This is a genomic window from Labrenzia sp. ATLA3 (genome assembly GCF_057180185.1).
Window position 1 is genome coordinate 210,993 of record NZ_JBXUKV010000009.1, and the last position, 22,957, is coordinate 233,949.

The following is a 22,957-nucleotide window of genomic DNA, read 5'->3' on the forward strand; positions in this document are numbered from 1 at the left end:
CCAGAACGGGGAGTTGATCCGTGAGGTCTATCTCTAAAGGACTGCCCGGCATCTGGTGTGTGGCAGCCGGTTTTCGGCAAAGGGACTTGATCGCTGGATATCGGCAAGTTTTCTTGGGGGCTGCCGTCTTACAGCAAGCCCATCTCAGTCAGATGCTCTCGCACCAGTTTCTTCGTGATCTTGCCATAGGCGCTGGTCGGCATCGCGGGAATAAAGAGGTAGCGTGCCGGCAGCTTGTAACGTGCGATCTTGCCGTTGAGATAGTCTGTCAAAGCCTGAGGGTCGGGGGCTTTGCCCTGGGCTGCGACACAAACGGCAAGTCCGACTTCGCCCCATTGTCTGTCTGGAATGCCGAGAATTGCGACTTCGGAGATTTCCGGATGTGTGAGCAGTATTTCCTCGACTTCCTTCGGATAGACGTTGGAGCCACCCGAAATATACATGTCCGAAGCACGGCCGGTCAGGAAAAGGTAGCGCTGTTCATCCATGTGGCCGATGTCACCCGTTCGGAACCAGCCATTTCTGAATGATTTTTTGTTGGCTTCGACGTCATCCAGATATCCTGCGCAGACAGCCGCACCGATAACGCAGACTTCACCCGTTTCATTGGGGGGCAGGTGATTGCCGTCTTCGTCCTGGATCGACACCTCTATGCCGGTGCGCTCCGTGCCGCAGGTGCCACTGCGTGTCTCGGGCCCGTCCTCCAGAAAATGATCCTGTGGCCGCAACACAGTTATGTTTCCGGTGACCTCGCCAAGTCCGTAGTATTGAACCAGAACGTTGCCCAGTTTTTGGAGCGCCAGTTTCTGGTCTTCCCGGTACATGGGGGCGCCCGCATAGATGACGTGGCGAAGGCTCGAGTGATCGAACCGGTCGACCGAAGGATCTTCCACCAGGCGTTTGACGATTGTCGGAACCGTGAAAAGATTGCTGATCTTGTGTTTTTCGATGAGCTCGAAAGCGGTGGCTGGATTGAAACCACCTCGCGGCAGAAGCACATGTGCGGAACCGGCCACAAACTGTGCGATGAGTTGAAGCCCAGCGCCGTGCGACAACGGCGCTATCACCAGCGACGCGTCCTGTTCCGTGGTTCCTGGCAACAGATCCGCCATGTAGTTGACGCAGACGAATCCGATTTGCCCGTAACTGAGGACGACAGCCTTGGGGCGACCTGTGGAGCCAGACGTGAAGAACAACCAGCACGGATCGTCGTAGTCTACGCGCTCGTTGGCAAAGGCGTGTCCCAAGTGGCGGGAGACGAGATCCTCGTAGTTGGTGCCAAAATCGCTCGACCCTATTGTCACACACCCTGCTAGCTGGGGTCTTGCGTTCCGCACGGCATCGGCCTGGGCACTGAAACTTGAGTCACACAGGAATACCGTCGCCCTTGCTTTTTCTGCTGCATAAGCGGTCTCGCCAGGCGCTTGTCGGAAGTTGCAGGGAACCCATATGGCCCCGAGACGGAAAGCTGCCAGCATGATCTCGATCATCTGAACCGAGTTTTCAGCCTGCACCAGCAGACTATCACCCTTGGTAACTCCAAACTCCGCCTTGAGGCCTGTCGCAAGAGCTGAAACGCGCGAATCGACCTGCGACCAGGACCAGGTGGTCCCATCCTGAACAACCGCCGGTCGAGATGGCCATCGTGCTGCGTTTCTGGTCAGAAAATGCGCAAGATTGGACACGCGATTGGAACAGCGCTCCACCATCTGAGTTTGCCTCCCGGTTACTGGCTTTTTCTGACGTTAGGTTGACCACAGTCTGTTTGACAAGTTGCGAACGGCATTCAGGCCGTTCCGCTTTGAAGGCAAATCGTGCAAGGATGCCACTAATCGGTTTCGATGGTTGTTAGAGGATTTCGAATGAGCGAGATGACGATTACTGACTGGGATGATGCCTATTCAAATGCTGCTCATATTGCAGGTGCAGACGATTTTATCGTGCGTTGGGCACAAGATGCCGAAGCCTTCCGGAAAAGCTGGGTCGAAAAGGATCTGGATGTCGTTTACGGGGAGGGGGAACGTCAACGGTTCGATGTGTTTCGGCCTGAGAGAAAATCCAAAGGTCTCGTCGTCTTCGTGCATGGCGGCTACTGGCTGAGATTCGACAAAAGTTCGTGGTCGCATTTCTCAAGTGGTTGCCTGGCAAAAGGCTGGACGGTGTGCATGCCATCCTATGAGCTGGCTCCGGATGCGCGAATCGCAGACATGACACGGCAGATCAGTTCGGCGGTCACGAAGGTGGCAGCTCGCGTTGCCGGGCCGATCCGGCTTGTCGGACATTCCGCCGGAGGCCACCTGGTTACGCGGACGATTTGTGAAGACACCCGACTGTCAGAGGACGTACTGGCTCGGATCGAGAGAGTTGTATCCATTAGCGGGCTACACGACCTCCGTCCGCTTAGAAACACCGTGATGAACAAGTCGTTCCAGTTGAGCGAAGAGGATGCGATTGCCGAGAGCGCTGCACTTATGCAGCCTGCAATTGACAGTCCGGTCGTTGCCTGGGTTGGAGGCTCGGAACGACCGGAATTTCTCCGGCAGTCGAAACTGCTTGCCGATGCCTGGTCGACGGCAACCTATCGGGAAGACGCAGACCGGCATCATTTCGACGTCATCGACGGCCTTCAAAAACCGGATAGCGAGTTGACTGAAACCTTGCTGGCTTCTTGAGCCACCCGACGAGGAGACGCTTATGCGTACTGAAAGCGACAGCATCGGTGAGATAGATGTGCCGGAAGACAAATACTGGGGTGCGCAGACACAGCGTTCCCTGAAGTACTTCTCAATCGGCAGTGACCTGATGCCGATTGAGCTCGTGCACGCCTATGGCATCTTGAAAAAGGCGGCCGCCCTATCAAACGAAGAGCTGGGCCTGCTGCCTGGAGACCTTGCGCGCTTGATTGTCCGGGCCGCGGATGAAGTGAGTGATGGAAAACTGGACGACCACTTCCCGCTGCATGTCTGGATGACTGGTAGTGGCACTCAAACCAACATGAATGTGAACGAGGTGATTTCCAATCGCGCAATCGCACTGGCAGGCGGCGTAATGGGAACAAAAGATCCGGTTCACCCCAACGATCATGTGAACCTGTCACAATCGTCCAATGACAGCTTTCCAGCCGCCATGCATATGGCTGCCGCACTCCAGGTGACACACCGGCTGCTGCCAGGGGTTCAGACACTCCAGAAAAGCCTTCAGGACAAAGCCGATGCCTGGGACGGTATCATCAAGATCGGCCGAACCCACATGCAGGACGCTACGCCTCTGACACTGGGTCAGGAATTTTCCGGGTATGCCGAAATGCTGCGTCAGGACATTGAGCGTATTCGTTTTGCGCTCAACGACGTCTATGGACTGGCGCTGGGCGGCACTGCGGTGGGGACGGGGATCAATACACATCCTCGCTTCGCCGAATTGTCTGCCGCAAAGATCGCTGAATTGACCGGCTTGCCGTTTTATACGGCTGGGAACAAGTTCGCCGTACAGGGCGCGCATGATGCGCTTGTCATGCTGAGCGGGACCTTGAAGACGCTTGCTGTCTCCTTGTTCAAGATAGCAAACGACATTCGTCTTTTGTCGTGCGGACCGCGGTGCGGATTTTTCGAATTAAAAATACCGTCCAATGAACCCGGGTCCTCGATCATGCCGGGCAAGGTCAATCCGACACAGTGCGAGGCGCTCGCGATGATCGCAGCGCAGGTTATGGGAAATGATGTCGTGGCCGGGATAGGTGGCGCCAGCGGTTACCTTGAGATGAATGTCTACAAGCCGTTGATGATCAATGCGATCATGCAGTCGGTCAGGATCATGGGCGACGGCTGTACCAATTTCTCTCGGTTTCTGGTCGAAGGCATGGAGCCGAACGAAAAGCGCATCAAGGAATTCCTTGATCAGTCCTTGATGCTGGTCACCGCCCTCAGTCCACTCATCGGATACGACAAGGCCAGTCATGCCGCACATCACGCTTTTGAGCATGATATGACCTTGAAACAGGCCTGCCTCGACCTTGGCTTTGTCAGTGCAGAGGAGTTCGACAAGACAGTCGATCCTGCGAAAATGGTCCAGCCATCGCTTTGACAAGCTCGGCTGCTTCCTGATGTGCGTCTTCGCCGTGCGCTGGGCTGATGACCTTTAGCCGCCTACAGAAGGCTACGCTCTGCAAGGTTGCGCATCAGGGAGCTTATTCCGAAAGTCCATTCGGGACATTCCGTCGAAAGCCGGACCGTGTTGCTCAAGCTGCCCAGGCCCGGGCTTTCGATCGTGACAACGTCGCCCAATTTGTGGGTAAAGCCTTCACCCGGAACATCCCTGTCCTGGGTTGGGGCAAAGAGGGTGCCGAGAAAGAGCATGATGCCGTCGGGGTACTGGTGGTGCCGGCCCAATGTCTGCCGGACCAGATCCTGAGGATCCCGGCTTATCTCCTTCATTGAAGATCGACCCTTCAGGACAAATCCGTCAGTTCCCTCGACGGTCAGATCCAACTCCGCCTGGCGTACGTCATCCAGCGAAAAGGTGTCATCGAACAGTCGAATCATGGGGCCGATCGAGCAGGATGCATTGTTGTCCTTGGCTTTGGACAGGAGCAGTGCCGAGCGGCCTTCGACGTCGCGCAGGTTGACATCGTTTCCAAGCGTCGCGCCGACAATCACGCCTTTGGAAGAGACAGTCAGCACCACTTCCGGCTCCGGGTTGTTCCAGCTGGATACTGGATGCAGACCGACGTCAGCACCAGGCCCGACGGAAGAAAGAACCTGAGCTTTGGAAAAGACTTCGGCGTCCGGACCGATTCCGACTTCCAGATATTGGCTCCAGAGCCCTTCCGAGATCAGCGCCTGTTTTACCTTCGCGGCTTCTTCTGATCCGGCGCGCAGGTTTCTCAGGCTGTCGCCGATAGTTGCGCCCACCCGCGCACGGATTGCTTCCGCCTTTTGGGGATCACCGGCTGCTTTTTCCTCGATAACGCGTTCCACCATGGAATTGGCGAAGGTAACGCCGCAGGCTTTCACCGCCTGCAGGTCGCATGGGGCAAGAAAATGGATATTGGCGGGATTGTCGGAGGATGCTGCGGCAATCGTGCCAAGAGGGCCGAGGTTCTCGCCTTCTGCCGCGTCAACATAAGCTGCCGGATCCTGCATTTCGCAGATGTCTCTTACGGTAGGGGCGGCCTTCGAGGTGATGTCGATGACGTTGTTGTCGCGCAGGGTAACGACAGCAGGTCCGTTGGCGCCGGGACGCCAGACACGACCCAGATAAGTGCCGGAGGACATTTCGGTTTCTGAATAAAAGCTCATGGCGTTTCCTGATTGGCCGCAGGGCCGTCATTGTTGGTTTTCCCTAATCTGCTGGGAAAATTCTCACTTGTCCAACAAATGTGGAAACGCGGGTTTCAGTGCACCCGATAGGACGCTTCCCGTGCCAGTGTTATTCCTGAAACATTGAAGCGACCAGTTTGTCTGCCATGGCCTTGTTCAGAACCAGCATGTCTTTCATGCGTCCACGCGCCAGTTCGGCGTCGCCGGAATCGATGGCTTCAGCCACGCCTACATGATTGCGGCGGGCAACTTTTTCTTCCGGTGGTGTTTTCAGGGACGTGGCATAGGAAAACAGCATGACCGCGTAAATAAGGTTTTGGAGCTGGGAAAGCATCTGGTTGCCACTGGCCTGAAGGATCGTGGCATGGAACATGTAGTCGGCACCAATCATGCTGGCTCGACCATCCAGGGGGTGAATGGCCCGTGCGGCCGCCAGAATGGTGTCGCGTTGGTTCCGATTTGCATTGACCGCGGCCAGTGCGGCCGCCTCTGGCTCGAATATCAATCTGAGATCTGTCGCTTCGGCATATATTCTCGCCGTTTGCGGACTTTCCGGGTCGTGCCAGCGAATGACGTCCGGATCAAGAAGGTTCCAGTCGTCAAACGGGCAGACGCGGGAGCCGTATCTGCGGGCCGTTCGTATCAGCCCCTTGCCACACAATACCTTGATGGCTTCCCGAACGACCGTCCGAGAAACGCCGAGACTCTCGACGAGTTCATCCTCGCGCGGAAGAATCGCGCCCGTCGCATAATCACCATGCGCGATCTTCTTGCCAAGATGTTCGACTGTATCTTTGACCGCTCCGGTCGGCAGAGATGTGAGGACTTTGTCCGGTAGTTCGAAGAAATTGCGTTTCTTATTATCCATTCAACAGACTCGGGCAGTCGGGTCTCACATACGGATTGTGAACGGTGAGACCGGCGTTGCATCCTTCGCATGTCTTACAAGGCAATTTTTTAAAATACTAGAAATAATAATCTAAAATAACGTTCTAGTAAGCTAATCCGTCGCTATTAACGTTTTTGCGACGCTAAATATTGGCCGTTTCGTAATGAAATGAGGCAAATCGTTTTAAATTTGTAGGACAATTACTGAGAATTTGGCCGTTGAAAGTGTATAGCCTTTACGCCAGTTTCCTGATGCCGTCGTTCCTGAGGTCACGTATACTTGCTGGTGGCACCAGATCAAAACTCCGGTTGGCTGGCCGTTTCGCCAGCGGAACTGAACCCCAGCGACGGTCTTTGGGGCTGCGTGCGGCCGGCGATTGCACGTTTCGGTCGAACAGGTTCGGGCAAGCTTTGCAGTCTGTCCGTCAGGCAACCATCTCCGAGAACATTGCCAACGCCAACAAGCCAGGCTTCCGCGCCAACAGCCTGGGCCGTTTCCGACAGTGATCAGCAAGCCCCAGTTCGCCTTGACTGCGACTCATGACTGGCACCATGGCCAGACCAGGAAAGCTGCAACTAAGTCCGATGTCGAAAAGGCAGCTATCTGGACCCTTACGCATTCTGGACACTCCATCGGTCTGGAGCAAAAGCCGATGATGGCTGATTGGATCGCGCGCGATTAGTCATTGAGCGCCAGTATCGCGAAGTCTTTCCTCCGTACAAGCCTGTCCGGAGTGTAAACCTTATGCGCTGCCGCTAAAATTATTGGTATTTGATATTTTCGTAGATTCAAGACTAACCGTTGCAGCGTAGAATGGAGGCTGTTTCAATTTACAATTGATTTTTATGGAAAATTTAGAAAACCAGGCGAATATGGAAGATACATTGGCGCTTTGATTGAATGAGACCCGCAATGAGGGGCGTTGATCAGGCGAGGGGCAATATCGATGTGTCTGTGAATCAAGCATTGAAATGACTGCCCGTAAAGGCGGTTAGGTTTTCGTTCTTGACCGGAGCCACGTGAACCGGGTTTGCCGGATTGATGTGAGCTGGAACGGGCACCATGAATTGAGGTGGGCGTCTTGACACTTAACGGCGGTACGTCGCTGCCATATTCATCCAAGGAGATGGGCCGGGCCAGCCTGTCCCGGACGTTCATTCTCTATACGCTCGGTCTTTTCGCCGTACTTGGTATCATTTTCATTGGCATTCTCACCAAGATAACCTGGGATGCGTCTCACGCCCGCGCCATTCGTGTAACCGAGGCCTTTTTTCAAGCAACGAAGCGACCGTTCGAGCGTGCCATCTGGACAGTGAACGCCGACGCGACCCTGCAGCTCATCCGAGGGCTGGAAAGTCTTGAGGTGGTTGAAAAGGTTTGGGTCGAGACGCCCGACACAGGCAATTTCGGCGAGCCTGCGAGCGGAGAACGTGCTGCTGAAGCGCTCACCTATACTCTCAATTCGCCAAGCACAATTCTGCACAAGGATGCAATCGGCCGGGTCTTCATTCTGATCGACAGGAATACGATCTCCTATGAGATTGTCTCCACTGTGGGTTTTATCGTCACTGCGATCATCGTCTATCTGCTGCTGCTGGCGATTGTCATCAGGACCGTCTTTCGCCGTCTGATCGGGCAGCCGTTGTCTGCAATCGTGGACTACCTGTCGACACCGCGACTGATCGAGGACCCGCCCAAAGCCGAACTCATGCCTGGCCGCGTGGACGAGATCGGCATACTTGCGGCCAGTCTGCAGTCCATGGTTCAGCGTCGCCATCTCGACCTGCAAAAAATTCAAGAATATCAGACGAACCTCGAGGATTTGGTGGCCCATCGGACGGAACAGCTCAAGCTGGTGCAGGAAGAGCTTATTCAGGCAGACAACCTTGCTGCGCTGGGAGCGCTTGTCGCCGGCGTGTCTCATGAATTGAATACGCCTTTGGGGAATGCCCTGATGGCAGCGACCACCATCAAGGATTCAACCGGTTACCTGCGCAGTGAGCTGGAAGACCAGAAGCTGAGCAAGGAAGCTCTTGAGAGCGAAATCGAGCGTATTTCTGATACGGCCCATATTATCGAGAAAACACTTGGGCGGGCTCGCGAGTTGGTGGGGAACTTCCGGCAAGTTGCTGTCGATCGCCAGAGCGAGAAAAAACGCGCTTTCAATTTTGATCACATCATTCGCGAGACCTTGGCGACATTACAGCCGACACTGAAGAAAACGCCCTTCAGGATAGAACTGGATCTCCATGCGGATGAAACTATCGACAGTTATCCGGGGGCCGTTAGTCAGCTCGTTTCGAATTTCGTCGAAAACGCGATGAAACACGGGTACGAAGGGCGGAGCAACGGATTGATCAAGTTGTCTTCTCAGGTTGTCCATTCCAGCGATGCGGGGCATGGCAATTCGAATGAATGCAAGATTATCTTCAAATGTCAGGATTTCGGTGTAGGCATCCCGGAGAAGAATCTGAAAAAGGTATTCGAGCCGTTCTTCACAACGAAGTTTGGCAAAGGAGGATCCGGCTTAGGGATGGCGATTTGTTACCAGCTGGTCACGGAAGCCCTGAGTGGAACCATCTCCGTGTCATCGAACGTCGGCTCCGGAACAGAATTCACAATCGAGTTCCCCGCGGTCGTTGTTCAGGACACCCGGAAGAAGCTCGGACAGAAGGTGCATTGAGATGGTAATGGACTTTCTTGCCCCTTCCGAGCCGGAAGTGAAGAAGCCTGTCAAGGCGCCGTGGAAGATCCTGATCGTCGATGACGACCCCGACGTGCATGAGGTCACCAAGATAGCGGTTGGCGGTTGTGTGTTCGAAAACCGCCCGTTTGAACTGCTGCATGCTCTTTCTGCCCAGGAAGCCCGGCAAATCCTGCTGGAGAACGCGGATATTGCCGTGGCCCTGGTCGACGTCGTCATGGAGAGCGACACGGCAGGGCTTGGGCTTGTGAGCTGGATCCGTTCGGAACTCGGCAATCATTTTACGCGGTTGATCCTGCGTACGGGCCAACCCGGGTATGCTCCGCAGACCGATGTGATCATGAAGTTCGATATTGACGGCTATACGGAAAAAGCCGAGCTATCTCGCACCAAGCTGATTACCGCGATTGTCACCGGTTTGCGCGGCTACAAGCTGGTCATGTCACTTGAGACAAATCGCAAGAAACTCAAACAGTTGAATGAGCATTTTGCTGCGATTGTTGAAAAGAACGCCCTGAGTGAATTTGCCGCCGCCGTACTGAAGCACTTCACGGTTCTGGCCGGGCAACCTGTCGACAGTCTTTTGTGCGGTCTTGAAACGCTGCCGGACTATGGATCTTTCGACAAGTCCAGCATTCGAGTGTTGGCCGCCACCGGAAACTTCGAAGACAAGATCGACTTGCCGGTGGATGTCATCAGTGACGACGCCATTCGCAACGCGGTATCAAGATGTGTCGAAAGCCAGGCGACGATTGCGTCTCCCGATGGAGTGGCGTTGCCGCTTGTTACCCGGAACGGCATGACAGGCGCACTCTATCTTGGCATGAGCGAGGAGTTGCTCGAAGAGCTCGTTGGTTCCGAAGTGGTGCAGCTGTTCGTTTCCAATGTGGCGCTGGGGTACGAAAAAACAGGTCTGTTGGAGCATATCCGCAACCTGGCTTACGTTGACCGTGTCACCGGCCTGTCGACTTTTTCAGGATTTCTCGAAACCTTCCAGAGACATGCAGCCAATGGGCCGGAGCTACTGGTCATTCACTGCGACATCTATCGCTTCCGGGTCATAGTCGACGGGATTGGTGACGAAAAGGCAGGCGCGGTTCTGAAGCGGACTGGACACCGGCTTTCGCAGACATTTCCAGGCGCGCTTACCATTGCACGGAAGGAAAAGGACGAGTTTCTGATCCTTTTGAAGGGCGGGCAGGAAAACACAATTCAGGATGTGGTCGCGCGCGTTGAAGATGCCTTTCAGCAACCGATCACGCTTGAGGATAACCAGATCAGCCTGCGGCTTCGGTTGGGGTTCGCGTCGACCGATGCGGAGGCCCAGAACGCGGAACAGCTTGTGCGCTTCGCCTCGATCGCTCTCAACGATGTCCGGCAGAAGGGCGTTGCGAATCATGCTGTCTTTCATCCCCTGATGCAGGAAGCGGCCTTCGAGCGTCTGCGGCTCGCCTCGCTCCTGACCGGCTCCACCAATCAGACGAAGTTCTCGCTGAGCTATCAGCCCATCATGCGGGCCCGGGACGAAAGTCTGGCATCCTTTGAAGCCCTGATGCGTTTCCGCACGCCGAACGGTACCTTCCTCAATACGGCACGGATGATCGAAGCCGCCGAAGCCAGTGGTCTCATTACCGAAATCGGTGCATGGATGTTCAAGACATCGTTCGCCGAATTCAGCAGCTTGACCGGGATATCAGACGACGTTCGGCTGAATGTGAACCTGTCTCCCAAGCAGGTTCAGACCAATCGGCTTTACAAGGATATCGAAGATGCGGTGACTGCAGCCAAGTTGCCGCTCGACCGACTGGTTTTCGAGGTGACGGAAGGGCTGTTCTTGAGCAATGATCGGGTAACACTGGCTTTGCTCACCTGGCTTCGTGAAAAAGGTGCGCGTGTCGTTATTGACGATTTTGGTACGGGGTATTCCTCGTTCAGTTACCTGCGCAAACTTCCCGTGGACGGAATCAAGATTGACCGAAGCTTTACCATGAACATGGATCAGGATGCCGATGCGCTCGCAGTCGTGAAGTCGATCATCGCTGTTGCGCAGGCTCTGGACCTGAATGTCACTGCCGAAGGTGTCGAAACGGTTGCCCAGAGAGACATCATGCAGGAGCTTCATTGCGACTATCTGCAAGGATACCTCTACGCCAAGCCCCTGCCGGCCGACGAGCTCGAAGGGTTCGTTCAGAAAACCGTCGAACCCGGTGTCGCCTTCGGATAAAATTGGTTGTCTGTCCAACTGAACAATACTGGCCGGAACTGTCAGGACGAGACCGTTCGAACGGTGTAGACTGCGCCAGCCGGTTCATTCGTGGATGGGTCCAGACGCTAGCCTCCAGGGATTGTGTTCTGCAATTCTGTTTAGATAAGCGATTGAAAATTTGTACGAAACACGCTCTCATACGGGAAAACGTGTTTGCGGCGAACGCCCCAATCGCGTTGAATGCTGACTGGACCTTTGAAAAAATGCGCCAAAGCGCGACTTGGGGAGAAAATACATGGACATGAGCGGCTCCCACCGGATCCCGGCCAAACGGGAAACCGTCTGGCAAGCCTTGAACGATCCGGACGTCCTCCGGGCCTGCATTCCTGGCTGCGAGAGCCTCGAAAAGACCTCGGACACCGAAATGACCGCTGCGGTCACGTCGAAAATCGGGCCTGTCAAAGCGAAGTTCAAAGGGGAAGTTACCCTTGAGAACATGAATCCTCCGGAGAGTTACACGATCGTGGGCGAAGGCAAGGGCGGAGTTGCCGGTTTCGCCAAAGGCTCCGCGGATGTGAAGCTGACGGAAGAGGGCGACGAGACCATACTTGCCTATGAAGCCAAGGCACAAGTCGGCGGCAAGCTTGCCCAGCTCGGCAGCCGGCTGATCGATTCCACCGCCAAGAAGATGGCGGAGGAGTTCTTCACGAAGTTTTCCGAGATGGTGGGAACGCCTGCCGAGCCGCAGGAAACAGCGGCCGCGGCGAGCGATGATCTGGATCCCGGCGTGGCGGAGGAGGCCAAGCGGATCGCGATTGAGGAAACGCCTGGCGAAGTCATGCATGCCATCGAGGACGCAGAGCATGCGGTCGAGGAAAAAATCCATCAAGCGGAACAGAATATAGAAGCCGCTGCTGGACGTAACGTTTTTGGCGGTCCCATGGTCTGGGGGCTTGTCTTGCTCGCAGCCGTGATTGTGGTGCTTGCACTTGCAAGTTGACCGGGCCGTATAAAACTTGAAATGATCGGGCTCTGACAATTCAGGACGCGCCAGAGCCCCAGCACAAAACACGGTGACAAGCCGGGAAATTGGGTCAGTGAGAAACAATCTAATCGGATTGTTTTTCCATTCGCTGGTCTGGACCGGATTTTCGGATGGATTTGTCTGTCATTGTTTGCAGACAGGCTGTCTCGAAAGCCATGGTCCAGGGACTTTCATGAGGGAGAGAAATTCATGTCGAAAGTATCGATGGTATTGAACGGCAAGACGGTTTCGGCTGATGTCGAAGACCGCACGCTGCTCGTATCGTTTATCCGGGATGTGCGCGGGTTGACCGGCACGCACGTGGGCTGTGACACCTCGCAATGCGGGGCCTGCGTCGTTCATGTCGACGGCAAGGCCGTCAAATCCTGTAGCATGCTCGCTGTCCAGGCTGATGGCGCGGAAGTGGTGACGCTGGAAGGGATCGGTACGGCAGACAGCCTGCACCCTGTTCAGGCCGCCTTCCGTGAACATCATGGACTTCAGTGCGGTTTCTGCACGCCCGGCATGATCATGACCGCCGTGGACATGATCAATCGTTACGGTGCCGGCAATCTCGATGAGACGACTATCCGCCACGAGTTGGAAGGCAACATCTGCCGTTGCACCGGCTACCACAACATCGTCAAGGCAATCAAAGCTGCCTCCGATCAAATGGCCGGCATGGCTCAGGCTGCCGAATAACGGCAAGGGCTGAACTCCCAAAGTATGATGCGCGGAGCAATTCGCGCAGCAGGACGACAAGACCAATCAACCGAATGCAATGCCGGGAGGAACGGGCATCTTCGGTTTGACCGCCAGGTCTTGAGAGATCGTTGCCTGACAGGCAGCAGCCGGATTGTCCGGCGTGTGGAGGATGTCCGGTACAGGCGGAACCGGAGCAGATATTCGGGAGAGAAAAAATGGCTGTTGAGGGGATTGGTGCTCGTGCCCTGCGTAAGGAAGACAAGCGCTTCATTACCGGCAAAGGCAGATACACCGACGATATGACCATGCCGGGTATGGGCCATGCCGCCTTCGTTCGCTCGCCGCATGCTCATGCGAAGGTCAAGAGCATTGACGCTAGTGCTGCGCTGGAAATGCCGGGTGTGGATGCCGTTCTGACTGGCGATCAACTCGTCGGCGATGGTATCGGCAACCTGATCTGCGGCTGGATGATCCATTCCAAGGATGGCTCGCCGATGAAGATGGGTGGTTGGCGCGCTCTTGAGCCGGAAATCGTCCGCCATGTGGGCCAGGCTGTTGCGGTGGTCGTGGCCGATACGCAGGCGCAAGCACGCGATGCTGCCGATGCGGTGGTCGTCGACTATGAAGAACTGCCAGCTGTTATAGATCCGCTGGCGGCGCTTGAGTCAGGTGCCCCGCAAATACATCCAGAAGCCGAAGGCAACCTGATCTACGATTGGGAAATTGGCGACGAGGCTGCCACAAACGCAGCCTTTGAAAAGGCCGCTCATGTAACGCGCATGGAGATCCATAACAACCGTCTTGTCCCGAACGCGATGGAACCACGCGCGGCACTAGCCGGTTACGATGCGGCTGAAGAGCACTACACGCTCTACACCACATCACAGAACCCGCATGTGGCCCGGCTTGTCTTGTCGGCCTTCTATAACGTTGCCCCGGAAAACAAGCTGCGTGTGATCGCACCTGATGTCGGTGGTGGCTTTGGTTCCAAGATCTACATCTACCCGGAAGAGATGGTCTGCCTGTGGGCGTCCAAGCGGGTCGGCCGCCCGGTCAAATGGGTGTCTGACCGAACCGAAGCGTTCCTGACGGATGCACATGGCCGTGACCACCGGTCGGAAGCGGAACTTGCACTCGATGCCGACAACAAGATCTTGGGTCTCAGGGTCAAGACTATTGCCAATCTCGGCGCATACATGTCGTTGTTCTCGTCGTCCGTGCCGACTTACCTCTATGCAACGTTGTTGTCGGGGCAGTACGACATTCCTGCGATCCATGCCAACGTGAAGACGGTCTACACCAACACCACCCCGGTGGACGCCTATCGCGGCGCTGGCCGGCCGGAGGCGACCTATCTTCTGGAACGGATCATGGAAACGGCGGCTCGCGAAGTTGGCTTGTCGCCAGCTGAGTTCCGCCGCAAGAACTTCATCCGAACGTTCCCGCACCAGACGCCGGTGATCATGTGTTACGACGCAGGCGATTATGATGCCACGCTGGACGCTGCGCTAAAGGCTGCGGACTATGATGGCTTTGCCGCGCGCAAGGCTGAAGCAGCCTCCCGCGGCAAACTTCGCGGTATTGGTCTGTCCTGCTACATTGAGGCGTGCGGCATTGCGCCGTCTGCTGCCGTTGGTTCTCTCGGTGCAGGCGTCGGACTTTGGGAATCTGCCGAGGTCCGGGTCAATCCCGTCGGGTCGATTGAAGTTCTGACCGGTTCGCACAGCCATGGCCAGGGACACGAGACAACCTTTGCCCAGCTCATCAGCGAACGCTTCGGCCTGGATACCAGTGCAGTGTCCATCGTACATGGCGATACGGACAAGGTTCAGTTCGGCATGGGGACCTACGGCTCGCGCTCCGGAGCGGTCGGCATGTCTGCAATCGTGAAGGCGCTCGACAAGGTCGAAGCCAAGGCAAAGAAGATCGCAGCTCATTTGATGGAAGCCTCCGAAGGCGACATCCAGATTGAGGGCGGTGAGCTGAAAGTGGCCGGTACCGACAAGAAGCTGACCTTCACCGAGGTGGCTCTTGCCGCCTACACGGCTCACAACCTGCCGGAAGGCATGGAACCGGGCCTCAAGGAAGGCGCCTTCTACGATCCGACCAACTTTACCTTCCCGGCAGGCACGTATGTTTGCGAAGTCGAAGTGGATCCGGATACGGGCAAGACCGAAGTTGTCAACTTCGTCGCTGCTGACGATTTCGGCAACATCATCAACCCGATGATCGTGGAAGGTCAGGTGCATGGCGGTATCACGCAGGGCATTGGTCAGGCGCTGCTTGAAAATGCGTCCTACGACGAAAACGGCCAGCTTCTGACGGCGTCCTACATGGACTACTGCATGCCGCGTGCCGATGATGTGCCGTCCTACAGTCTGTCGACACATGTAACGGCGTGCCCGGGCAACCCGCTCGGCATGAAAGGCTGCGGTGAGGCAGGTGCCATCGGTTCTCCGCCGGCTGTCATCAACGCGATCACGGATGCGATCGGGGACAACAGCCTGTCCATGCCGGCGTCTCCGGAAAAGGTCTGGGCGCTTTACCATGCAGGTGTGAAGCAGGCGGCCGAATAACGCCCAAAATCGTGATTTACGGGCGGGATAACCCGCCCGCCATTTTACAAGTTCGAAATACGGGGAGACCCAGCATGTATGAAACGACATATCACAAGGCCGGATCGGTGGCGGAAGCCGCTTCACTGATGGCCAATGCCGATGACGGCAAGTTCCTTGGTGGCGGCCAGACTTTGCTGCCAACCATGAAACAGCGGCTTGCCGCCCCAAGCGATCTGGTCGATGTCACCAAGATTGCAGACATGAAGGGGATCAGTGCCAACGGCGATGGTGTGACCATCGGTGCAGCGACAACCCATTACGAGGTCTCAACCTCCGATCTGGTGAAGCAGAAGCTTCCTGGGCTGGCTTCACTTGCCGGCGGTATCGGCGACCCCGCGGTTCGTCACATGGGCACCATGGGCGGATCGATTTCCAACAATGACCCCGCTGCCGACTATCCTGCGGCTTTGGTGGCTCTTGGAGCGACCGTTGTCACAAGTAAACGGGAACTGGCAGCGGAAGACTTTTTCACGGGCATGTTTGAAACCGCGCTCGAGGAAGACGAAATTGTCGTCGCCATCAAGTTTCCGGGCGCTGCTGCAAGTGCCTATGCCAAATATCCCAATCCGGCATCGCGTTATGCCATGGCTGGGGTTTTTGTTGCCAAGGCCAGCGATGGATCGGTCAAGGTGGCGGTGACAGGCGCCGGGCAGAACGGTGTGTTCCGCATGTCCGCCATGGAAACCGCACTTTCCGGCAATTTCTCGCCAGATGCGGTCGCCGGTATTGCTCCAGATGCAGATGATCTTCTGTCCGACATTCACGGGTCGGCAGCCTATCGCGCAAACCTGGTCACGGTCATGGCGAAGCGGGCAGTCCAGAAGGCTTGACGGACGTAGAATTGATCTGAAAATGTGAACCCGGCCGGCACTCGGCCGGGTTTTGTTTGTTCAGCGGGGTGTTTTCAACCGCTCAAACAGGCACGGAACGCAAACTGTCGCTCGGTGGCAGTGCTTTTCAGAGCACCAGAATGGGGACTTCGGCCCCTGCGTCCAACGCCGGTGCATGAGGCGGACGGACCACAAGTGCGCCGGATTTTGCCAGCAGATTCAGCATGGAACTGTCTTGCCGCGAGAAGGGCGTAACCATGAGTTGGCCGTCTTCCGATGTGGAAAGCGTTGCCCGGACATAGTCCTGTCTGCGGTCATTTTCCGGAAGGGGGGCGGTGAGGGTGGCACGTTGCGTGTCGGACCCTTCCTGTCCCTGACCGAGCATGGCCTGCATGAGCGGCTTCAGAAAAAGGAGGCCGCAGACGAGGCTGGAAACGGGATTTCCCGGCAGACCAAGCACCTTGGTGTTGCCAAGCCGTCCGGCCATCAACGGTTTTCCCGGACGCATGGCAATTCGCCAGAACGCCAGGTCCATGCCTTCCTGTCCAAGAATGTCCTGTACGAGATCGTGGTCGCCAACCGAAGCGCCGCCCAGTGTAACCAGGATATCGGCTTTCTCTTTGATCGCACGTCTGACGTGGTTTGCGAGCGCGACCGGTTCGTCTGGGGATATTCCAAGATCCAGTGGTTCACCGCCACAATCTTCGACCATAGCCGCGATCCCGGCATGGTTGGAGGCGATGATCTGGTCCGGACCGGGTTGCGTCCCCGGGCGAACGAGTTCGTCGCCGGTTGCCAGGATTGCGACCCTGGGACGACGGTGTACCGGAAGCATGGCATGGTTCATGGCTGCGGCGAGGGCAAGATGCCTATAGGCTAACCTGAGCGGCGGCTTCAGAAGTACGTCGCCCTCGGAGAAATCCAGCCCGGCTGGCCGCACGTATGCGCCCTTCGCTGGATTTTCCAAAACTGTTATCCGCTCGCCGTCACGCTCCGCGTTTTCCTGAATCAGGATCGTGTCCGCGCCGTTCGGAACCGGTGCACCGGTAAAGATCCTCACCGTTTCACCCGCACCAACCGTTCCGGCATATCCGTGGCCGGCGGGTGCTTCGCCAATAACGGTCAAGGTGGAGCGTTCGCTCGTCAGATCATCGTGACGTATGGCGTATCCGTCCATCGCGGAGGCTGCGAACGGTGGTTGCGTTCGCGTGGAGACGAGCGGTTCCGACAAGTACCTGCCGTTGCCGTTCTCAAGCGAAACAAGCTCCGTTTCCAGGGGCATCACCCCGGAAAGCAGCTTCGTCAACGCATCCGAGACGGGCATCAGGCTCATCAGGTGCCACCCAGGCTGCCGTCTTTGTCGAGCGTCCAGTGGCCGGACTTGCCTCCGGACTTCTCGACCAGGTGGATATTGCCTATCACCATGCCCCTGTCGACGGCCTTGGCCATATCGTAGATTGTCAGGCAGGCGAGGGAACAGGCGGTCAAGGCTTCCATCTCGACGCCGGTCTGACCGCTGACCTTGGTTGTCGCTGTTACGACCAGGCCGGGCAGATCATCGTCCGTGTCGATGTCGATGGAGACCTTCGACAACATCAGTGGATGGCAGAGTGGGATCAGTTCGTGCGTCTTTTTGGCTGCAAGTATGCCGGCTATCCGCGCCGTGCCAATGACATCGCCTTTTTTGGCGTTGCCGGAGCGGATGAGATCCAGCGTTTCGGGACGCATGGTGACAGTGCCGCGTGCAACAGCAATCCGATGGGTGACAGACTTTTCGGAGACGTCCACCATGTTGGCGGACCCTGCCGCATCCAGATGGGTCAGTGTTGGGTCCTGGCTGGCCATATCCGCCTAAACCGCTTCGGTGATCGCCTGACGGGCGAGAAGCGTTCTGGTGGCTGAAGCAACGTCTTCCTTGCGCATCAGGCTTTCGCCGATCAGGAAGGTCGAGATACCAACCTTGTTCATCCGAGCGAGATCGGCTGGGGTGAACAATCCGCTTTCACCGACGATGATCCTGTCGTCCGGAATGTCGGGTGCGAGATCTTCACTGGTTTCCAGTTTGGTCTCGAAGGTCTTGAGGTTGCGGTTGTTGATTCCGAGCAGACGGGAAGACAGCTTGAGAGCGCGCTCCAGTTCTTGTGCGTTATGCACCTCGAGCAGGACATCCATCCCAAGTTCAAATGCGGTGTCTTCCAGTTTTTTGGCCGTGTCGTCATCGACCGCAGCCAGAATGATCAAGATACAGTCACCCCCCCAGGCTCTGGCTTCATACACCTGGTAAGGATCATAGAGAAAGTCCTTGCGCAGCGCGGGCAGGGTGACTGCGTCACGTGCGGCGGTCAGAAACTCAGGTTTTCCCTGAAAGGACGGCCCGTCCGTCAACACGGACAGACAAGCTGCCCCGCCTTTTTCATAAGCCTTGGCAAGGATCGGGGGATCGAAATCCTCCCGGATGAGCCCCTTCGAAGGGCTGGCTTTCTTGATTTCGGCAATAAGGGCGTAATCGCCTGCAGCGTGTTTGGCTTCGATCGCCTTCTGGAACCCGCGCGGAGCGCTCACCTCGCCGATGCGCGCCTTGAGATCGTCAAGCGAGACAGCCGCCTTGGCGGTGGCGATTTCCTCACGCTTGTAGGCTTCGATTTTTTGAAGGATATCAGCCATTTCTTACCCGTTTGACGCTGCAACCAGCTTTTCCAGTGTGTCGGCTGCCGAACCACTGTCAATGGATTGAGCCGCCATCTCGACACCGTCTTTCAAGGTGTCCACCTTGTCGGCAACAAGCAGAGACGCGGCCGCGTTGAAAAGAACTACATCGCGATAGGCATTTTTCGCCCCGGCAAGGACGCCACGCAGCGCTTTGGCATTTTCGGAAGGAAGCCCGCCCTTGAGATCTTTCGGATCGGAAATGGCAAGTCCGACGTCTTCCGGTGAAATTTCAAAGGAACGGATCGTTCCGTTCATGAGCTCGCTGACGGCCGTCGGCCCAGTGGTGGTGATTTCGTCCATTCCGTCAGAGCCATGAACCACCCAGGCTTTTTCCGAACCCAGCTCGCGCAAGGCCTCCGCTAACGGCTCCACCCATTTGCGGGCAAAGACACCAACCATCTGGCGCTTGACACCTGCAGGATTGGTTAGAGGACCGAGCAGATTGAAGATGGTGCGCGTGCCCAGTTCCATGCGTGTCGGGCCCACATGCTTCATGGCAGCATGGTGCAATGGGGCGAACATGAAACCGATTCCCGCCCTGGTGATGCAGTCAGAAATCTTGTTGGCATCGATATCGATGTTGACGCCAAGTTCGGCGAGCGCTTCCGCCGCGCCGGACTTGGAAGACAACGACCTGTTGCCGTGTTTGGCGACCGGGACACCGCAGCCGGCAACGACCAGAGCCGTGCAGGTGGAGATGTTGTAGCTGCCGGAGTTGTCGCCTCCAGTTCCCACGATGTCGATAGCGTTGGCCGGGGCCTTTACCGGGACCATCTTGGAACGCATGGTCGCGACAGCGCCGGTCACCTCGGCGATGCTCTCGCCGCGCACCCGCAAGGCCAACAGAAAGCCGCCAAGCTGAGATGGCGTTGCAGATCCAGACAGGATCACCTCAAAGGCTTCGCGGGCTTCTTCGGGGCTCAAGGCATGACCGTCTGAAACCTTGGCAATGAAGTCCTTGAATGTGCTCATCTCGTCATTCCACTTTCAAACGGATCAATTCCGGTCCAATCCGATCATCTGGGAAATGGCGGCATTGTTGACTTCAACGCCTGCCTTGTTTTCCTGATCGGTAATGAACTGGCCGAGCAGCGTATCCTGAAGTTGCTGGGAAAGCTGCTGTCCCAGGGCGGCAACTTGCGGTGCACCTTCCTGGAAATCCGGAATGTTCGAACCCGTGACCTTCAGGACGAGACGGCCTTTTCCGTCATTGGCTTCGGCAACAGCAGCCGTTCCGACGGGGCCACTGAAGACAGCTGACACCGCATCGCGGCCAAAATCTCCGGACGGTGTGTTGCGCTTCAGGTCCGCGGCAGATTTCACATCAAGTCCGGTTTCCGCTGCAAGGGCGATGAACGGCGTGCCACCTTCGGCTTTGGTCAGCAGGTCTGCGGCGGTATCGCTCAGGCGTTTCGCAAGTTCATCCTTCTTCCAGGCTGCGATGACGTCTGCCCGGACTTCGTCGAGCGTGCGTTCACGCGAAGGGATGACCTTGGCAACGTCGTACCATAGAAATCCCTGGTCCCCGAACTGCAGAACGTCGTTCTCGATCCCGATGTCGCTGTCGAACGTTCCTGCCACCAGGCCTTCCGCATCTGGCAGGGTGACGGGCTTCCCGTCTTCCCCGTTTCCGGAAGCGTCGAAAGCGGGCGGAGTTTCCACGCTCAGCGAGAAACGTTCACCGATTTCATCCAGAAGCGCTCCACCTGCACGGGCATCCTCGACTTCATCAAGAATATCGAGAATTTCCCGCTCAGCCTGTTCCTTCGCGAGGCTCTGGACAATCTCGTCTTTGACTTCCTCAAAGGGTTTGGTGCTTTCCGGAAGGATCTCCTCGACATTGAGAATGACAGTGGAGAACCGACCCTCGGCCGGGCCGCTTGTCGCGCCGTCCTCAAGACTGAACGCGGCGTCGCCTATCGCTTCATCCAGAAAATCGGCTTTTGCCATAACGCCCAGGGTTACGTCATTGTTGGTCAGATTCCGTTCGCTCATGAGCTCGTCGAAAGTCTTGCCGTTTGCAAGTTCCTGAGCGGCTTCTTCCGCGGCCTGTTGAGACGGGAACGACATCTGGCGGATCTTGCGCCGTTCAGGCTGGAAGAAATCTTCCGACCGACGTTCGTATTCCGCGCGCGCGTCCTCGTCGGAGATATCATCCGGACGGGCCAGCGAGGTTGGCGTCAGAGCGACATATTTGATTTCCCGAAACTCGGGTGCGCGGAAGTCATCCTTCTTTTCTTCGAAGTAGGACTTGAGAACGTCTTCCGTGGGATCTTCGATCTCTCCGATGAATTCCGGCGTGACCAGCAGGTAATCGGCGCTGCGCGCTTCTCCCTGATAGGTGTCCAGCAATTCCAGATAGGTCACCGGTGCCTTCATGCTCCCGGCAATACCTTCCGCAAGCTGCGCACGCTCGGCAACCTTGCGGCGTTCGACGACATATTCGTCTTCCCGGTAACCGCTTGCGCGCAGAACCTGTTGCAGCCGGTTCTTGTCGTAGCGTCCGCCGGGACCCTCGAATGCGGGATCGCTCTGGATGATCGTTGCGAGGCGTGCGTCCGAGACACCCAGCTTCATGGTCTGCGCTGTATCGTTCATGGCCGCTTCGGCAACAAGTTTGCCGAGCGTTTGCTGCGGCACACCGAGAGCCGCACCTTCCGCCGGTGTCAACTGGCGTCCGAATTGTTGAGCCAGCCGCCCAAGGTCTTGCCTGTAAGCCCGGTCGAAATCGAACAGCGAGACTTCCGTGTCACCGACCTTAGCGGCAGTGTTCTGGCCGGTACCGGTCAAAAAACCGCTAATGCCCCACACGGCAAAGCTCATGATCAACAGAGCAATAAACAGTTTGGCAACCCAGGTGCCAGCGCCCTTGCGCAGCGCGTCAAGCATGACGACTCCCGTATTCTTCTTCTTTCCGGCAGCCGGCATCACCGGCTGAATTCAGCGCCGGCCTTGGCCGGAGCGGGCGGATCATAAAGACGCCACGCCGCTGCCGCAAGGCGGCCTTTGACAAACTTCGGAAGCGATTTGGGTTTTCCCGCCTTCAGGGTGATTGCAACGCTACGGCGCTTCTGCTCTATAGGCGGCAAATCCTGGATCATGCCGAGGGAGAAATTGAATATGAGTGCAGCGATCAAGCCGCTGGTGGCCGGTAACTGGAAAATGAACGGCCTCAAGGCAAGTCAGGCTGAAGTCTACAAGATGTGCGCCGGGATCGGCGACGATCTAGCGGATTCGGTCGACGCGATGATCTGCGCACCGGCAACGCTGATTGCAGCGATTGCCGAAAAGACGGGAAATGGCACGTTGAGCGTTGGCGGACAGGATTGCCATACGGCCGTTTCGGGCGCCCATACAGGCGATATTTCCGCTGAAATGCTCGCGGATGCTGGTGCAAAAGCAGTCATCGTCGGACATTCCGAGCGCCGGACCGACCACGGTGAAAGTGACGTCGATGTCAATGAGAAGGCCCGGGCCGCGTGGAGAGCGGGCCTTGTTGCCATTATCTGCGTTGGAGAAACGGAAGCAGAGCGCAAGGCGGGACAGGCGCTTGCGATTGTCGAGCGTCAGTTGAACGGATCTATTCCGAACGGTGCGACGGCCGACAATTGTGTCGTTGCCTACGAACCTGTCTGGGCGATCGGTACCGGCCTGACCCCAACGACAAACGACGTGGAGGAAATGCACAAGGCCATGCGTGACAACCTGTCTGCAAGGTTCGGTTCAGAAGGAGATTCCATGCGCCTTCTCTATGGCGGCTCGGTGAAACCGGCCAACGCCCGCGAATTGATGGCGGTTGCCAATGTCGATGGGGCGCTGGTCGGCGGCGCCAGTCTCAAGGCCGAGGACTTCCTTGGCATCCTCGCGGCTTACTCCTGACGCTACCCTTAATATTGCGCCGGCCTTGAAGGTTCTGTGATGAAGGCGCAATTGAAGGGTGGAAAGCTGACGGCGTCT

The 22,957-nt window shown here is 56.7% G+C and carries 18 protein-coding genes; 10 read left to right on the forward strand and 8 right to left on the reverse strand.

Annotation, left to right across the window (positions count from 1 at the left end; translation table 11 throughout):
- Positions 1-128: 128 nt before the first annotated feature.
- Positions 129-1,709 (reverse strand): acyl-CoA synthetase, encoded by a 1,581-nt coding sequence (locus AC2A6O_RS24885; RefSeq protein ID WP_498931107.1) that lies wholly within the window; start codon positions 1,707-1,709, stop codon positions 129-131.
- A 153-nt stretch (positions 1,710-1,862) separates the two neighbouring features.
- Here AC2A6O_RS24885 and AC2A6O_RS24890 point away from each other — a divergent pair, with 153 nt between their 5' ends.
- Together AC2A6O_RS24890 and fumC are read left to right on the forward strand one after the other, a co-directional pair.
- Entirely contained in the window at positions 1,863-2,672 is an 810-nt protein-coding gene (locus AC2A6O_RS24890; RefSeq protein ID WP_498931109.1) for a hormone-sensitive lipase, read from the forward strand.
- 22 nt (positions 2,673-2,694) lie between these two features.
- The gene (fumC, locus tag AC2A6O_RS24895; RefSeq protein ID WP_498931111.1) at positions 2,695-4,080 is read left to right on the forward strand and encodes a class II fumarate hydratase; all 1,386 of its coding nucleotides are present in this window, start codon (positions 2,695-2,697) and stop codon (positions 4,078-4,080) included.
- Positions 4,081-4,142: 62 nt separating this feature from the next.
- Here the strand turns inward: fumC and AC2A6O_RS24900 are convergent, their stop codons facing one another.
- Both AC2A6O_RS24900 and AC2A6O_RS24905 read right to left on the reverse strand, forming a co-directional pair.
- Positions 4,143-5,294 carry a fumarylacetoacetate hydrolase family protein gene (locus AC2A6O_RS24900; protein WP_498931113.1) on the reverse strand — a complete coding sequence of 384 codons (1,152 nt, stop codon included), beginning with the start codon at positions 5,292-5,294 and terminating at the stop codon, positions 4,143-4,145.
- 130 nt (positions 5,295-5,424) lie between these two features.
- Complete coding sequence (locus AC2A6O_RS24905; protein WP_148586770.1) at positions 5,425-6,183, reverse strand: FadR/GntR family transcriptional regulator; 759 nt, start codon at positions 6,181-6,183, stop codon at positions 5,425-5,427.
- Between the two features lie 272 nt (positions 6,184-6,455).
- Here AC2A6O_RS24905 and AC2A6O_RS24910 point away from each other — a divergent pair, with 272 nt between their 5' ends.
- The 7 genes from AC2A6O_RS24910 to AC2A6O_RS24940 all read left to right on the forward strand — a co-directional run bounded on the left by AC2A6O_RS24910 (position 6,456) and on the right by AC2A6O_RS24940 (position 16,291).
- On the forward strand, positions 6,456-6,710 hold the full coding sequence (locus AC2A6O_RS24910) for a flagellar basal body protein (RefSeq protein ID WP_498931241.1): 255 nt from the start codon (positions 6,456-6,458) through the stop codon (positions 6,708-6,710).
- 806 nt (positions 6,711-7,516) lie between these two features.
- Positions 7,517-8,887 carry a sensor histidine kinase gene (locus AC2A6O_RS24915; protein WP_498931115.1) on the forward strand — a complete coding sequence of 457 codons (1,371 nt, stop codon included), beginning with the start codon at positions 7,517-7,519 and terminating at the stop codon, positions 8,885-8,887.
- A gap of 7 nt (positions 8,888-8,894) precedes the next feature.
- Positions 8,895-11,132: a bifunctional diguanylate cyclase/phosphodiesterase gene (locus AC2A6O_RS24920; RefSeq protein ID WP_498931117.1), complete on the forward strand. Its 2,238-nt coding sequence runs from the start codon at positions 8,895-8,897 to the stop codon at positions 11,130-11,132.
- Between the two features lie 277 nt (positions 11,133-11,409).
- Positions 11,410-12,114, forward strand: a complete 705-nt coding sequence (locus tag AC2A6O_RS24925) for an SRPBCC family protein (protein WP_148586772.1) — start codon at positions 11,410-11,412, stop codon at positions 12,112-12,114.
- Positions 12,115-12,348: 234 nt separating this feature from the next.
- Positions 12,349-12,840 carry a (2Fe-2S)-binding protein gene (locus AC2A6O_RS24930; protein ID WP_148586773.1) on the forward strand — a complete coding sequence of 164 codons (492 nt, stop codon included), beginning with the start codon at positions 12,349-12,351 and terminating at the stop codon, positions 12,838-12,840.
- A gap of 218 nt (positions 12,841-13,058) precedes the next feature.
- Positions 13,059-15,419, forward strand: a complete 2,361-nt coding sequence (locus AC2A6O_RS24935) for a xanthine dehydrogenase family protein molybdopterin-binding subunit (protein WP_498931120.1) — start codon at positions 13,059-13,061, stop codon at positions 15,417-15,419.
- A 74-nt stretch (positions 15,420-15,493) separates the two neighbouring features.
- Positions 15,494-16,291, forward strand: a complete 798-nt coding sequence (locus tag AC2A6O_RS24940) for an FAD binding domain-containing protein (RefSeq protein ID WP_498931122.1) — start codon at positions 15,494-15,496, stop codon at positions 16,289-16,291.
- A 127-nt stretch (positions 16,292-16,418) separates the two neighbouring features.
- On the opposite strand, the gene AC2A6O_RS24945 is transcribed toward AC2A6O_RS24940, so the two are convergent.
- The 5 genes from AC2A6O_RS24945 to AC2A6O_RS24965 are packed head-to-tail and all read right to left on the reverse strand — an operon-like array spanning position 16,419 to position 21,889.
- Positions 16,419-17,624 (reverse strand): molybdopterin molybdotransferase MoeA, encoded by a 1,206-nt coding sequence (locus AC2A6O_RS24945; protein ID WP_498931124.1) that lies wholly within the window; start codon positions 17,622-17,624, stop codon positions 16,419-16,421.
- A complete protein-coding gene (gene moaC, locus AC2A6O_RS24950; protein WP_498931126.1) occupies positions 17,624-18,136 on the reverse strand; it encodes a cyclic pyranopterin monophosphate synthase MoaC in 513 nt (170 codons plus the stop codon). The genes AC2A6O_RS24945 and moaC overlap by 1 nt, the downstream gene beginning before the upstream one ends.
- 6 nt (positions 18,137-18,142) lie before the next feature.
- Positions 18,143-18,955: an indole-3-glycerol phosphate synthase TrpC gene (trpC, locus tag AC2A6O_RS24955; RefSeq protein ID WP_498931128.1), complete on the reverse strand. Its 813-nt coding sequence runs from the start codon at positions 18,953-18,955 to the stop codon at positions 18,143-18,145.
- Positions 18,956-18,958: 3 nt separating this feature from the next.
- Positions 18,959-19,972 carry an anthranilate phosphoribosyltransferase gene (gene trpD / locus AC2A6O_RS24960; protein ID WP_498931130.1) on the reverse strand — a complete coding sequence of 338 codons (1,014 nt, stop codon included), beginning with the start codon at positions 19,970-19,972 and terminating at the stop codon, positions 18,959-18,961.
- A 24-nt stretch (positions 19,973-19,996) separates the two neighbouring features.
- The gene (locus AC2A6O_RS24965; RefSeq protein WP_498931132.1) at positions 19,997-21,889 is read right to left on the reverse strand and encodes a peptidylprolyl isomerase; all 1,893 of its coding nucleotides are present in this window, start codon (positions 21,887-21,889) and stop codon (positions 19,997-19,999) included.
- A gap of 231 nt (positions 21,890-22,120) precedes the next feature.
- Here AC2A6O_RS24965 and tpiA point away from each other — a divergent pair, with 231 nt between their 5' ends.
- On the forward strand, positions 22,121-22,879 hold the full coding sequence (gene tpiA / locus AC2A6O_RS24970; RefSeq protein WP_498931134.1) for a triose-phosphate isomerase: 759 nt from the start codon (positions 22,121-22,123) through the stop codon (positions 22,877-22,879).
- Positions 22,880-22,957 lie beyond the last annotated feature (78 nt).

Coding starts and splice junctions, on each gene's coding strand:
- AC2A6O_RS24935 (WP_498931120.1), top strand. CDS start 13,059: ATGGCTGTTGAGGGGATTGGTGCTCGTGCCCTGCGTAAGGAAGACAAG.
- AC2A6O_RS24920 (WP_498931117.1), top strand. CDS start 8,895: ATGGACTTTCTTGCCCCTTCCGAGCCGGAAGTGAAGAAGCCTGTCAAG.
- AC2A6O_RS24940 (WP_498931122.1), top strand. CDS start 15,494: ATGTATGAAACGACATATCACAAGGCCGGATCGGTGGCGGAAGCCGCT.
- AC2A6O_RS24910 (WP_498931241.1), top strand. CDS start 6,456: ATGCCGTCGTTCCTGAGGTCACGTATACTTGCTGGTGGCACCAGATCA.
- fumC (WP_498931111.1), top strand. CDS start 2,695: ATGCGTACTGAAAGCGACAGCATCGGTGAGATAGATGTGCCGGAAGAC.
- AC2A6O_RS24925 (WP_148586772.1), top strand. CDS start 11,410: ATGGACATGAGCGGCTCCCACCGGATCCCGGCCAAACGGGAAACCGTC.
- AC2A6O_RS24965 (WP_498931132.1), bottom strand. CDS start 21,889: ATGCTTGACGCGCTGCGCAAGGGCGCTGGCACCTGGGTTGCCAAACTG.
- tpiA (WP_498931134.1), top strand. CDS start 22,121: ATGAGTGCAGCGATCAAGCCGCTGGTGGCCGGTAACTGGAAAATGAAC.
- moaC (WP_498931126.1), bottom strand. CDS start 18,136: ATGGCCAGCCAGGACCCAACACTGACCCATCTGGATGCGGCAGGGTCC.
- AC2A6O_RS24905 (WP_148586770.1), bottom strand. CDS start 6,183: ATGGATAATAAGAAACGCAATTTCTTCGAACTACCGGACAAAGTCCTC.
- AC2A6O_RS24945 (WP_498931124.1), bottom strand. CDS start 17,624: ATGAGCCTGATGCCCGTCTCGGATGCGTTGACGAAGCTGCTTTCCGGG.
- AC2A6O_RS24885 (WP_498931107.1), bottom strand. CDS start 1,709: ATGGTGGAGCGCTGTTCCAATCGCGTGTCCAATCTTGCGCATTTTCTG.
- trpD (WP_498931130.1), bottom strand. CDS start 19,972: ATGAGCACATTCAAGGACTTCATTGCCAAGGTTTCAGACGGTCATGCC.
- AC2A6O_RS24890 (WP_498931109.1), top strand. CDS start 1,863: ATGAGCGAGATGACGATTACTGACTGGGATGATGCCTATTCAAATGCT.
- AC2A6O_RS24900 (WP_498931113.1), bottom strand. CDS start 5,294: ATGAGCTTTTATTCAGAAACCGAAATGTCCTCCGGCACTTATCTGGGT.
- AC2A6O_RS24930 (WP_148586773.1), top strand. CDS start 12,349: ATGTCGAAAGTATCGATGGTATTGAACGGCAAGACGGTTTCGGCTGAT.
- trpC (WP_498931128.1), bottom strand. CDS start 18,955: ATGGCTGATATCCTTCAAAAAATCGAAGCCTACAAGCGTGAGGAAATC.